This window comes from Hydrogenophaga intermedia (assembly GCF_023715105.1).
In the GTDB taxonomy this organism is placed as follows: domain Bacteria; phylum Pseudomonadota; class Gammaproteobacteria; order Burkholderiales; family Burkholderiaceae_C; genus Hydrogenophaga; species Hydrogenophaga intermedia_A.
In genome coordinates this window covers 14432-27202 of sequence record NZ_JAMBNO010000036.1, presented here as the reverse complement: position 1 = coordinate 27202, position 12771 = coordinate 14432, and the positions used below count along the sequence as shown (strand labels likewise).

General features: G+C 61.9%; 12 protein-coding genes. 8 read left to right on the top strand and 4 right to left on the bottom strand.

Annotated features, from left to right (window positions below):
• Positions 1–198: 198 nt before the first annotated feature.
• Positions 199–978 (bottom strand): IclR family transcriptional regulator, encoded by a 780-nt coding sequence (locus M3149_RS21355; RefSeq protein WP_251711397.1) that lies wholly within the window; start codon positions 976–978, stop codon positions 199–201.
• Between the two features lie 156 nt (positions 979–1134).
• On the opposite strand from M3149_RS21355, the gene M3149_RS21350 reads away from it, so the two are divergent.
• Genes M3149_RS21350 through M3149_RS21335 form a run of 4 tightly spaced genes read left to right on the top strand, consistent with a single transcriptional unit; the run spans position 1135 to position 5198 of the window.
• The gene (locus M3149_RS21350; protein WP_251711396.1) at positions 1135–2409 is read left to right on the top strand and encodes an aromatic ring-hydroxylating dioxygenase subunit alpha; all 1275 of its coding nucleotides are present in this window, start codon (positions 1135–1137) and stop codon (positions 2407–2409) included.
• A 42-nt stretch (positions 2410–2451) separates the two neighbouring features.
• Positions 2452–3432 (top strand): Bug family tripartite tricarboxylate transporter substrate binding protein, encoded by a 981-nt coding sequence (locus M3149_RS21345; RefSeq protein ID WP_251711395.1) that lies wholly within the window; start codon positions 2452–2454, stop codon positions 3430–3432.
• Positions 3433–3439: 7 nt separating this feature from the next.
• Positions 3440–4219, top strand: a complete 780-nt coding sequence (locus M3149_RS21340) for an SDR family NAD(P)-dependent oxidoreductase (protein WP_251711394.1) — start codon at positions 3440–3442, stop codon at positions 4217–4219.
• A gap of 10 nt (positions 4220–4229) precedes the next feature.
• Positions 4230–5198, top strand: a complete 969-nt coding sequence (locus tag M3149_RS21335) for a PDR/VanB family oxidoreductase (protein WP_251711393.1) — start codon at positions 4230–4232, stop codon at positions 5196–5198.
• Positions 5199–5538: 340 nt separating this feature from the next.
• Here M3149_RS21335 and M3149_RS21330 read toward each other — a convergent pair whose 3' ends face one another.
• Positions 5539–6300, bottom strand: a complete 762-nt coding sequence (locus tag M3149_RS21330) for an SDR family NAD(P)-dependent oxidoreductase (protein WP_251711392.1) — start codon at positions 6298–6300, stop codon at positions 5539–5541.
• A 33-nt stretch (positions 6301–6333) separates the two neighbouring features.
• Positions 6334–7326: an acetamidase/formamidase family protein gene (locus M3149_RS21325; protein ID WP_251711391.1), complete on the bottom strand. Its 993-nt coding sequence runs from the start codon at positions 7324–7326 to the stop codon at positions 6334–6336.
• A 274-nt stretch (positions 7327–7600) separates the two neighbouring features.
• On the opposite strand from M3149_RS21325, the gene M3149_RS21320 reads away from it, so the two are divergent.
• Positions 7601–7909 (top strand): hypothetical protein, encoded by a 309-nt coding sequence (locus tag M3149_RS21320; RefSeq protein WP_251711390.1) that lies wholly within the window; start codon positions 7601–7603, stop codon positions 7907–7909.
• A 148-nt stretch (positions 7910–8057) separates the two neighbouring features.
• Here the strand turns inward: M3149_RS21320 and M3149_RS21315 are convergent, their stop codons facing one another.
• Entirely contained in the window at positions 8058–8474 is a 417-nt protein-coding gene (locus M3149_RS21315; RefSeq protein WP_251711389.1) for a MarR family winged helix-turn-helix transcriptional regulator, read from the bottom strand.
• Between the two features lie 124 nt (positions 8475–8598).
• Between M3149_RS21315 and M3149_RS21310 the strand changes: the two genes are divergently transcribed.
• The 3 genes from M3149_RS21310 to M3149_RS21300 all read left to right on the top strand — a co-directional run bounded on the left by M3149_RS21310 (position 8599) and on the right by M3149_RS21300 (position 12759).
• A complete protein-coding gene (locus M3149_RS21310) occupies positions 8599–9732 on the top strand; it encodes a substrate-binding domain-containing protein (protein ID WP_251711388.1) in 1134 nt (377 codons plus the stop codon).
• 141 nt (positions 9733–9873) lie between these two features.
• Entirely contained in the window at positions 9874–11523 is a 1650-nt protein-coding gene (locus tag M3149_RS21305) for a flotillin domain-containing protein (protein ID WP_251711387.1), read from the top strand.
• A 12-nt stretch (positions 11524–11535) separates the two neighbouring features.
• A complete protein-coding gene (locus M3149_RS21300) occupies positions 11536–12759 on the top strand; it encodes an urea ABC transporter substrate-binding protein (RefSeq protein ID WP_251711386.1) in 1224 nt (407 codons plus the stop codon).
• Positions 12760–12771: the final 12 nt, after the last annotated feature.

Here is a 12771-nt window from a genome sequence, read left to right as displayed (position 1 = left end):
CTTCACCCGACCCGCCGCGTAACATGCGGCAGCGACTTGACCACCGCGTCGCTCGTTCGTCGCAAGCGACGAGCGACACCGTGGACAAGTCTTCCGGCGCCTCACACACAAAAATTCGGACACGCCCTTACTTGGATGCACTGAAGTCGGTTTCAGATCTTGTCAAACAAGGTGTCGTTGAAACTTGCAGCAGCCTGATCAAACTGGGCGCCCCACTGAATGACCCTGAACGTAGCCTAGTGCAGCTGACAATCGTGCGCCCTCTACCTTCAACAAGGCAACACAGGCGTCAACATGCTGCGCGTCCATTCGAACGCTCGGCCCGAACACAGCCAGAGAACCCTTTACGCGGCCACTGCTATCGAAGTAGGGGACAGCGACAGCCACAGCGCCCTTAATGAGCTCATCACGACTAATCTCGTATCCCCGCTCCCTTATTGACTCGAGTTGCCGCAGATAGCTCGCGACGTCAATATGGGATGCGTGCTCACCTTGCAGGTACATCTCGGGTAGTGGTGTGTGCGCGAGGATCACGCGGCCGCTCGCTCCCAGCGTCACGTCAGTGCTGTAGCCGATTCCGCGCTTGAAGCTCAAAGGTTGCGCACTTGGCAACTCGGCCACACAAGTTCGGTTGCGGCCTTGATGAACCAACAGAGACACAGTCTCACCGGTCTCCTCCCATAGGCGGCTCATCATCGGTTGGGCCACTGAAGCGATGTCCAGACCTGCGCCCCACACGTGCGCCAGGTTGGCCACCGAAGGACCCAGCTCGAAGCGCTGCGGCTCTCCCGACGACACGACGAAGCCCTTGTGCTCCAACGTGCGCAGCAGTCGGTACAGCGTGGGGCGACTCAGGTCCACGCGCCGGGCCAGTTCCCCAGCTGTCAAGCGGTGGTCGGTTGCCGTGAAGGCCATCAGGATGTCCAGCGCCCTGTCCACTGCGCGGACACCTTCCCCTGCTTTTTCAGCCGCTTCCATGGTTTGTACTCCTGACAACTCGGCGATTGTCGATGTTACGCAACCGAATTGTCCATCTGGTGGACATGATGTTCGGCTGTTGACATAGATCAAGTATGTCCACATAATGAGTCAACTGTCCATCAGGAGGACAGGTTTCATGTGGAGACACAAGCGATGAACAAGGAAATGTCGGAGACCCTGACCCGCGTGGGTCCTGGCACCCGCATGGGCGAACTGCTGCGCCGTTACTGGGTGCCCGCACTCGCATCGAGGGAAATCGCCGAAGCCGACGGCCCGCAGGTGCGCGTGCAACTGCTGGGCGAAAAGCTGCTGGCCTTTCGCAACACGGAGGGCCGCGCCTGCCTGATCAGTGAGTTCTGCTCGCACCGTGGCGTATCGCTGTACTTCGGTCGCAACGAAGAAAACGGCATCCGTTGCGCGTACCACGGCGTCAAGTTCGACGGCGACGGCAAGTGCGTGGACGTGCCGTCTTCGCCCCAGTCGTGCGCACGCATGCACATCAAGGGCTACCCCTGCGTGGAGCGCGGCGGGATTGTCTGGGCGTACATGGGTCCGGCCGAACACCAGCCCGCCCCGCCCGAAATCGAGTGGTGCACGCTGCCCGAGAGCCACGTGTACGTGTCCAAGCGTCTGCAGTACAGCAACTGGCTGCAGGCGATGGAGGGCGGCATCGACACCGCGCACGTGTCCTACGTGCACCGCTACGAGGTGGACACCGACCCGATGCACCAGGGCGTGAAGGCGCTCGACTACATCAAGGCCGATGGCAACGTGGTATTCGAGATCGAAAAAACGCCTTATGGCCTGGGCCTGTTCGGCCGTCGCAATGGCGAGCCCGATTCCTACTACTGGCGCGTCACGCAGTGGCTGTTCCCCTGGTTCACGCTGATCGCGCCTTTCGGCGAGCACGCACTGGGTGGCCACGTGTGGGTCCCCATCGACGACCACCATTGCTGGGCGTGGAGCATCAACTGGCAGCCCTTCCGTCCGCTGACCGACGAAGAGCGTTCAGCTATGGAGGCGGGTCAGGGCATCCACGTGGAGTACGAGGCCCCGGGTAGCTTCATCCCCAAGGCTAACCGCGATAACGACTACCTGATGGACCGTGTGGCACAGCGCGAGAAGCGCTCCTACAGCGGTGTCTTCGGCTTCTCCGCACAGGACTACTCCCTGCAGGAGAGCATGGGTCCGATACAAAACCACGAGGCCGAGCAACTGCTGCCCACCGATAAGGCCATCGTGATGGCGCGTCGAATGCTTGCGGAAGCCGCCACGGGCATTGAACAGGGCATCAATCCTCCCGCGTTGGACGCCAGCCAGCAGCGGGTGCGGCCCGCCGGCGTCCTGCTGCCCAAGGAGCAGAACCCGGTCGAGTGGGCCAAAGAGCATCTGGCCAACAGCATCGAGAAGCCGGTTTTCACTCTGTAAGGGCCCGAGCCGGCCACACACACCAACCATAGGAGACAAGACATGTTCCCACGCCGATCCCTTCTCGCAGCCGCCCTGCTGGGTGTTGCCGCCGCCAGCCCCACTTGGGCGCAGAACGCGGCGGACTGGAAGCCCAGCAAGCCCGTGCGCATCATGGTGCCCATCGTGGGCAGCACCAACGACGTGCTGGCACGTCTGGTGGCGCCTAAGCTGCAGGAGGTGTTCGGTCAGCCGTTCGTGGTGGAGAACAAGGGTGGCGCGGGCGGCAATATCGGTACGCTGGATGTCGTGCGTTCAACGCCCGATGGCCACAATCTGCTGGTGGGCTACAACGGGCCGCTGGCTATCAACGTGAGCCTTTTTAGCAAGATGCCGTTCGATCCGCAGAAGGATCTGGCGCCCATCACGCTCGCGGTGAAGGCGCCGCAGTATCTGGTGGTGAACCCGGCCACTGGCATCACCAACGTGAAAGACTTCATCGCTATCGCCAAGACGACCCCAGAGAAGCTGAACTACGGCTCGGTTTCGGTGGGCAGCGCCTCGCACCTGACGATGGAGATGATGAAATCAGAAGCAGGCTTCAACATCACACACATTCCCTACAGGGGCGCCGCACCCGCGGTGTCAGATCTGGTGGCGGGCATGATCCAGACGGGGTTCTTTGTGCCGGGCAACGTGCAGGGCTTCGTCAAGGAAGGCAAGCTGCGCCTGCTGGCCAGCACGGGCCTCAAGCGTTTCCCCAGCACGCCGGACGTCCCCACGCTGTCGGAATCGGGTCTCAAAGACTTCGAGGCAACCTCGTGGATCGGGTTCCTCGCGCCAGCGGGCACGCCGCCCCACATCATCCAGCGCTACAACGAAGAGATGGTGAAAATCCTCAAATCGCCCGAGATCCAGGCCCGCTTGCACGAGATGGAGTTCGAAGTGGTGGCCAGCACGCCCGGCGAATTCAGCCGATGGATCGCCTCGGAAACCACGCGTTGGGGCAAGGTCGTCAAAGACATTGGCGTCAAGCTGGACTGAGGGCGGCATGGGATCGTTGCGACTGGCCGGCCGGGTGGCCATGATCACGGGCGGGGGCGCTGGCATCGGCGCGGCCGCGTCCGCCCTGTTCTGCCGCGAGGGCGCGGCGGTGGCAATGGTAGACGCCGACGCGCAAGCACTGGAGCGCACGCGTGCGACGATCCTCGAGGCACAGCCCGAGGCGCGCGTGATGGGCATCGCAGCAGATGTGTCTGACCTTGCGGGCGCACAGGCTGCCGTGGCGCAGTGCCTGGAAGCATGGGGTTCGCTCGACGCGCTGGTGAACAACGCTGCCATGCGCAACTACCTGCTAGCGGCCGACGTGTCTCCTGCCGACTGGCAGGCCATCGTGTCGGTGAACCTGGCGGGCATGTCCAACTACTGCCAAGCGGCGCTGCCGGCGCTGCGCCGTTCGGGTGCGGGCGCCATCGTCAACGTGTCATCGTGCTACGCCGTCACCGGCCGCAAGGGTATGGCGCTGTACGACGCCACCAAGGCCGGGCAACTGGCCTTCACGCGCACCCTGGCGTTCGAGGAATCGGTACACGGTGTGCGCGTCAATGCGGTGTGCCCAGGCTCCACGCTGACCGATTTTCACGTGGGCCGCGCTTCGGCGGCGGGCAAGAGCGTGGAAGAGCTCAGTACCGAACGCAAGGACACCTCGCTCATAGGACGCTGGGCGCGCCCGGAGGAAATTGCTTGGCCGATCCTGTGGCTCGTCTCGGGCGAGGCTTCCTTTATCACCGGCACCACGCTGATGGTGGATGGCGGCCTGCACATCATGTGAGGGATTGGCGATGACGACTGCCACGCTCAAGGCCCGCGTCCATTGTCTGCGCTACGAGGCGCGGGACGTGGTTAGCGTCGAACTGCGCCCCGAGCATGCGGGTGTGGTGTTCCCGCCGCACGAGGCTGGAGCGCACATAGACCTACACATGAGCAACGGCCTCGTGCGCAGTTACTCGCTAATCAATCCGGCCGGCGAGGCTGGGCGTTACGTGGTCGGCGTGCTCAAGGACCGCAAGAGCCGCGGCGGCTCAGCCTTTGTGCATGAGCAGTTGCGCGTGGGCCAGCTGCTGACCATCTCGGCGCCGCGCAACAACTTCCCTCTGCACGAATCGGCCAGGCATTCGGTGTTCGTGGCCGGCGGTATCGGCATCACGCCCATCTTGTGCATGCTGGAGCGCCTGTCTGTACTGGGCCACACGGCCGATCTCATTTATTGCGTCCGTTCGCGAGCCGATGCAGCGTTCGTCGAGCGATTGAACGACCTCGGCTCACATACGCTGCGTGTGCACTGGCACTTCGACGACGAGGCGGGCGGTCCGCCAGACCTGCGCGATCGATTGTCCCAATACGTGCCAGAGAACCACTTTTATGCCTGTGGCCCTGGGCCCATGTTGGACGCCTTCCTCTCGACCTGTGAGGCCTTGGGATGTCCAAACGCGCATATCGAACGCTTCGCGGCTGTGCCGACACTGACCGGATCGATCGAGGCCGCGACCTTCACCTTGGAATTGCGTCGCAGCGAGCGGCATATTGAGGTACGTGCCGACTGCTCGGTGCTGGATGCAATGCTGGAAGCAGGTCTGTCACCTGACCACAGTTGCCGCGAAGGCCTATGCGGCGCCTGCGAAACGCGCGTTCTCGCGGGCGACGTGGAACACCGCGATAGCATCCTCACCGAGAGCGAGCGCGCGGCGAACAAATCCATGATGATCTGCGTCTCTCGATGCCGATCCAATGTTCTGGTGCTTGACGCCTAGGACGCTTAATTCCCAAGCTGGAGTAAGCCTCCGCGACAAAAAAGCCAAGCGCTTGCTTGTCGATGAGGCCCTCGGAAACAAGCGCCTTTTAGTTTTGGCCCATTTGTAGCCCGTTGATAGCACCCTTCTAGCCCCCACAGATTGAGAGCCGGGCTTTTGCGACCGTTGGGTGTTTGCGGGGGCTTGGTCTCGGCGTAGGGGGCTACACCCCAGGCGTCAGGGGCGGCCGGACGGTGGCAGCTACATCGCGCTCAGCTTGCTGCCGCGCCCGAGGATCGGCGGGACAGCAAACGTTGCGGCGATTACTATCTTTCGGTGCGCTGCCCCAAAGGCGTTCCAGTTACAGCTGAACGCCTTTCGTCAGCGCGCCATCGACCACAAGGTTCGTCCCGGTGATGAAACTGGCGGCCGGGCTTGCCAGAAACGCGACGGCATTTGCCATTTCCTGAGGTGTGCCCATGCGCCCGGTCGGGTTCATCCCCAGTGCCATCTTGAAGAAATCGGGGTTACTGGTTTCAATCTGGTGCCACACGCCGCCTGCAAAGTAGGTGTTTCCGGGTGAGACTGTGTTGGCCCGTATCCCTTTGCCAGCCAGGTGGTAGGCCAGGCCTTGCGTGTAGTGGACGATCGCCGCCTTGAACGCGCCGTAAGGGCCAGAGGCAAAGTCGATCTCTCTGCCGGACACGCTGGAGATGGTCACCACCGAGGCTTTACCACTTTTCTCCAGGTAAGGCATGGCCGCGTTAACCAACCGGACCGTGCCCATCATGTCCACTTCGAACCCGCGCTGCCAAGCGGATTCGTCGGTGGCGATGGCAAGCGCACTGACGTTGGCGACCACGATGTCGATGCCACCAAACTCTGCAGCAACATCGTTCACCCACTGGGTCAGCGCGGGTCCGTCTGCAACGTCGACCGCACGCCCGGAGATCTTCACGCCCTTGCCGGCGATTTCCTTGACTCCTTGAGCCACCTCCTCGGCGTTGCGGGCGCAGAAGGCCACGTGAGCGCCCTCCGCGGCTAGGGTCTGGACGATGGCGCGCCCTATGCCTTTGGTGCCGCCGGTGACAACAGCCCTGAGGCCCTTCAGTCCGAGATCCATATCTTCTCCTGGTTGGTTTGAAACGGGCTGTGTTCAGGCGAGTTCGAGGTACTTCTTGCTGATGCCGGCCCCCACGGTGTACTTGGGGTCGACGAAGTTGCCCAAGCGCACCTGCCCGCATTGGCTGAGCATCATGTAAGCGTCCCATCGGTCATAGCCGTACTCGGCTTCCATCCACAGGATCAATTCCTTGTAGGCAATGCGGGTGGCATCCTCGAGAGGTCGCGCGCTACCGATGGCCATGATCATGGCTTCGTTCTCGAGCCGCGGCCATTCCAGCTGCCAGCCCTTGATCAGGTCGACCTGAATCGTCGTCGTACTCGCGAACTCCACCGCGGTGCCACAGACCTCACCGTCGCCCTGGCAAGCATGCGCGTCACCGATGAACAGGCGCCCGCCCTCGGTGCGCACCGGTAGGTAGGTGATGCTGCCCGGTCCCATGTCGGGGAGATCCATGTTCCCTCCGTGTGAATCGGGGGTCAGCGTGTTGATCGAATCGATCTCGGGGCTGCAGCTGAGTGTGCCGATGTGCGGGCGGTAGGGCAGAGTCACGCGCTTGCTCCAGTACACGCCCTCCTCGTCCACGTCCACCTTGCGCACGATCTCCGGCAGGTCGTCCGCCAGCAATGCGGTGAGTGAAGTACCACTGAGCGCGCCGAACTGCGGAATCATGGCGCAGGTGCCGCGCGGGTTGGCGCCGCGCGGCGACATCTTCTCGATGTAGACGGCCAGCACATCGCCCTTGCTGGCCCCTTCGACCACGATGGGTCCGTTCTGAGGGTTCACGAACGGCATGCTCAGCACTCGCGATGGAAGGTCCTGCTCGGACTTGACCTTCCCTTCGAAGGCATCGCGTGTCTCTACCACCACACGGTCGCCAGGACGGATCTTGAGCACAGGCTCCGAGTACGGACCAATGGTGTAGTGGTATTTGCCCTGTATTGCCTCTGTCAATGTGTGCGTTTCGGGCGTTCGGCCTTGGGATACGCCCCGCTGCCGCATGATCGAGTTGTCCAACCACTTCATCAAGAGTCCTTCACGGTAACGAATGCTCTGTAGGAGGCGATCGCTATCGATCGCTTGGTAGTGAGTTCTGATGGCGGGGATGTTTGCGAAGCGCGGTGGCTCATTGCGCTTCCCAGGATGCAGCAGCGTGTCTGCATTACCTGCGAACGTCGCGATCGAGACTCTAAGTTCACGATAGCAAACACCCCGGGCCTATGTCGGAACCTCCTCGAATTCCGAGGCCGGCTTGGGGTAAATGAATCAAGAGCGGTGAGCGCCAGGAGAGCGGCATGGTGTGAGCGAACAATCCGATGTTGAAGTTCTGTGCGTGCTGGTCGGGTGCGCGAGGCAGCCAGAACAACCGGCGGGCCTCGAGCACCTTGCAAAAATCCTGCTGCGGCGTCTCGCTCAAGCGTGGGGTCACCCCGGCCCGACCCCCCGTGCTGGCGGCGGTGGATGCCGCATTCCATCCCCTCTGGCAAGCGGCCAGGGGACCGATGCCGACCTTGTTTGCAGCCTCACCGTCACCGTGGCGCACGGCGTCTTCCTACGACAGGACGAGGACAGCATGCCGATCAAGGAGCTACGCCGAATGACGGCTTGAACGATGCGGGCATCTAGAAACACTGCGCCAAGTCCGCTGGCGTGCGAGTCAACACCAACGCTATCGGTTGACCTTTGCCCCTGCGCTTTGTCTTGGATTGGTACTGATGCAGAAGACACGGCAATGCCGATAAACCTGCCGCGAAAGATCAGCGGCGGAGAGAGACGAGGTGCCCGAGGAGCTTGCTCAGTTGGGCTGTCTCGCGAGCGCTGAATGACTCGGCAAGATCCGCGTGGAATTCAGAGGCCTTGGCAGAGAGCTTCTTGTGCAGGTCGAGACCTGCATCCGTGATCACCACCAGGACTCGACGATTGTCCTCGGCGTCAACAATACGTTGAACCAATCCGCCTGCCACCATTCGATCGATGAGCTTGGTCATTGTTGGCGGATTCATCGACAGGTTCTGGGCCAGCTCACCAATCGAACGCCCCTCTTCGTCAGCCAGACGCTCGAGGACGCGCCATTGCTCTGCCGATGCTCCGACCTCGCCGAGGGTGCGATCGAGTGCACGCGAGACCTGGCGCTGGGCCTGCTCAAGTAGCAATGCAAGGTCGGGGGTGGTCATGGCGGTCTAGCTGAAATCCCTTAGTGCATTCTAGCGCCGCTGTCTTGTAATTACTTGCCTTGGAAAGTAAAGTCCCCAATATCTGCCCACGCTGCTGGACGCATCAGCCAACCCGGACGCTCGCATGTTCCTCCCATCATCGGCTCTCGGAACCCTCGGGGCCCGACATCGCCGCGCCTCGCTGTCCGCAGGCTTTGGCTTAGGTTCAGCGATCCCGTGGAGGCGCCGGGCGGACCAGTATTCGATTGGTCTTTTCGTGCCTATGAGCGGGGTGGCAGGCATCTGGGGGCCGTCGGCCATTGCCTGCGCGACGCTGGCTGCCGAGGAGATCAACCGCGCCGGGGGGCTCTACGGGCGTGAGCTTCATCTCAAGTGCTTCAACGCCTCCGATGAGGTCGATGACCTCACAGAGACCACCCGCGAAGTCATTGACGCCGGTGGCATCGAAGCAATCGTGGGCATGCACACCAGCTCTGTGCGCCGCGCGGTCATTGCAGGCTGCGAAGGACGTGTGCCCTATGTGTACACAGCCCTGCACGAAGGGGGAGAGCGATCGCCAGGCGTTTTCGCACTTGGAGAGACGCCCGAGCGGCAATTGCGCCCCGCCATCGAGATACTCGTTCGCGAATGGTCTGCGCGGCGATGGATGTTCATCGGTAACGACTACGAATGGCCCTGGATATCGCACAGACTTTCACGCGGATACGTGGGCGGTGCTGGTGGGGATGTTCTGGAGGAGCACTACGTAGCGCTGGGTTCGGGTGAATTTGACGATGTGCTCCAGCGCGTGGCCGACCTCAAGCCCGACGCCGTCCTGCTGTCCCTCGTTGGTCAGGATGCAATCGACTTTAATCGCGCGTTTGGTGAAGCCGGCCTGGGTCCACGCGTCCTGCGCCTGTCTTGCGCCATCGAAGAGAACATCTTGCTGGCGATCGGCGCCTCGAACACCGAGAACCTGTTCGTCAGCTCGGGCTACTTCGGCGCGCTGAGCGATGACGGCAACATGAGCTTCAAGGAGCGCTATCACCAGCGTTTCGGCCCCCGCGCGCCCACGCTTAACTCCCTGGGTCAGTCCACCTATGAGGGCATACGGTTTGCCGCAGCCCTCGTGCGGCGGGCGCTTGAGGCCCGCAGCCCGTGCCCACTCGATTTCGACGGCGTTCGCGGCATCACCTGGACAGACAACGCGCATGTGGGCTATCCAGTTCATCTCGCTCGGGCAGATGGCCACGCATTCCAGGTCGTCAAGAGCCTTTGACGCCGCGCGGTAGCGGCCAGCCGTTGGTTACGCGAAAAATTCTTCCTTAGGGTGTTGCCATTTAGTTTCCTGGGAAACTAAAATACTTTCCACGGAAAACAAGAGCGTCGACAAATCGGATGCTCCAACCGGAGGAAAGGCGTGGCACTTCTTGTCTGGATCATTCTGGCCATCGTGGCGGTGGTTGTGGTGGTGGCGTTCCTGCAGCGCTTCTACCGCAAGTCCACACGCGATACCGCCTTACTGCGGACTGGCGCTGGCGGGCGCAAGGTAGCGTTGGATGGCGGCTTCTTTGCGCTGCCCATCCTTCACCGTGTCGATGAGATCAACATGCGTGCTCACCGGGTGATGGTGCAGCGCGCCGGCGACATGGGCCTGCTCACCGAGAATCGCTTGCGCATGGACGCAAGCCTCGAGTTTCGCGTGCGAGTGTTGGCCGACGCACAAGGAGTGGCAGCCGCAGCCCAGGCCTTCGGCGCGCGCGCCTTGCGCTCGGAGGAACTGGGCCAGATGCTCGAAGCCCGTTTCATCGACATCGTTCAATCGTGTGCAGCGACGCGAACGCTGGACGCCTTGCACGAGCGGCGGGGCGAGTTCGTCCAGGCGATCCGGGAAGCGCTTGACGGGGAGCTCAAAGCGAATGGACTCGTTCTGGAGGCCGTGGCATTGATCCGCCTGGACCAGACGCCCTTCTCATCGCTCAACGAGAACAACGTTTTCAATGCGGTGGGGATGAGAAAACTCGCCGAAATCGTCGCTATCAACAAAAAACAGCGCGCGCAGACGGAAGCTGACGCAGAAGTGGCCGTGGCGCAGACGCAGTTGAGCGCGCACAAGCGGCGCAAGGAACTGCAGCAGGAACAGCAGCAGACGGACATGAACGTACACATGGCTGTCGAGAATGCTCGCGTGCGCACGGAGGCCGAGATCGGCCGGGCACGTGAGGGCGCCCAACGTGAGATCGAGCAGGCGCGACTGCAACGCGAGCGCGACGTGTCGGCCGCCGAGATCGAGCGCGAGCAAGCCCTGGCGCGGGCACGTCTGCAATCGCAACTTTCGCTGGAGCTGCAGCGGGTGGAGCAGGCCATTGCACTGAGTCAACAACAGCAGCAGGAGGCTTTGGCCGCCATTGAGGGAGAGCAAGCCCGCACGAAGCTGCTCCTTGAGCAGGAAGCGGGAATGACCCAACGTGAGCAGTTGATTGCAGAGCGCAACCGTCTACTTGCACTAGCCAGGGTCGAGCAGGAGGCGCAGGCGGACGCCGTAAAGGTCCGCAGTGATGCAGAACGACAGCTTGCGCTTGCCAGAGCCCAAGTGGAGGTCACGCGAGCTCGGGCGCTTGCCGAGCAGGCCCGCATGGAGGCGGAAGCTCAAGGTCAGGCGGCTCGAATCGCTGCAGAAAACACGCAGAGCGAAGCTCTGATGCGTCTTCGTCTGGAGCTTGCCCGGATCGAAACCATCCCTGTATTGGCCGAGAAGGTCGCACAGCCCCTGCAAAAGATCGAATCCATACGCGTACACCACCTCTCGGGCCTGGGAGGGAGCGGCAACGCCCTGGGTAACGCTGGGCAAGCCGGTCTGTCTGCAGCGTCCGGGCCACTGGATGCGATCTATGACATGGCGCTCAACCTGCCCATCCTGAAGAAGCTGGGCGAGACGCTGGGCGCGGATCTCGACATGACCGTGCCACAGCTGGCGCGCGCCGAGTCCGACCACGTGAGGGCCATCGCCGACCACAAGAAAGCTATTCCCCCGACCACATCAACCCAACCCACCCACCCACCCGCCTGAGGAGACTCCACCATGAAGATGTCACGCCGAAACCTCCTTGTGCAAGGCAGTGCCTTGTCAGCCGCAGCAGCGACCCCCTGGTGGGCCAACGCGAGCACTCCCATCAAGCTGGGCAGCGTACTTGACGCTTCGGGCAACTTCGACGCTTACGGAAAGCCCATGACCATGGCGCTCGATCTCGCGATCGACGAGATCAACAAGGCAGGAGGCCTACTGGGACGTTCGGTGGCCAAGGTGGCCTACGACACCCAGTCCAACATGGCGCTGTACACACGCTACGCGCAACAGCTGGTCCGTCAGGACAAGGTCGATGTCGTCATCGGAGGCATCCTGTCGGCCTCGCGGGAAGCGATTCGCCCATTGCTCAATCGCGCCAGCATTCCCTACGTGTACACGCCGCTTTACGAGGGGGGTGTTTGCGACAGCAACGCGTTCATGACGGGAACGACGCCGGCTCAACAAGCCGAGGTTCTGGTGCCTTACGCCGCGAAGAAATGGGGTGGCAAGGCCTACATCCTAGCCGCCGACTACAACTACGGCCAGTACATGGCCAAGTGGTTTCAGAAGTTCCTACGGGACAACTCAGGCAGTGCGGTTGGCGTCGATTTCTTTCCGCTTGATGTCTCCGATTTCAATTCCACCATCGCGAAGATTCAACAGGCCCGCCCTGATTTCGTGATCAGTGCGCTGGTCGGTGGCGCCCATCTCTCCTTCTATCGGCAGTGGGCGGCAGCCGGCATGAAACAGCGCATCCCGCTGGCGTCAACGACACTGGGCGTGGGTAACGAACATAAGGTGCTGACCAGTGCGGAAGGCGATGGCATCCTGGTGGCCTACAACTACTCGCCGGAGCTTGCAACGCCGGCCAACAAGGCGTTTCTTGCACGCTGGAGTGCTATGCATGGAGGTGACACGGCCGCCATCAATGAACTTGCGGTACTGCACTACCAGGGCATCAAGCTGTGGGCGGAAGGCGTCAAGCGCGCAAACAGTCTGGATCGAGCTAAGGTGATCGCAGCCATGGCGAATGGTGCCTCCATCGAGGGACCCTCGGGCAAGGTGACCATCGACCGCGCCACGCACCATGTAACGCTGGATATCCATGTGATGGAAATCGGTGGCCAGAGACTCAAGGTGCTGCAGTCCTTCGCACAAAAGCCACCGCGAGAGACGCAGGCCGTGTGTGATCTGCAAAAGACGCCCAACGCTAGCACTCAGCACGAGATCAAGCTTTAAGGGACCTGGCGC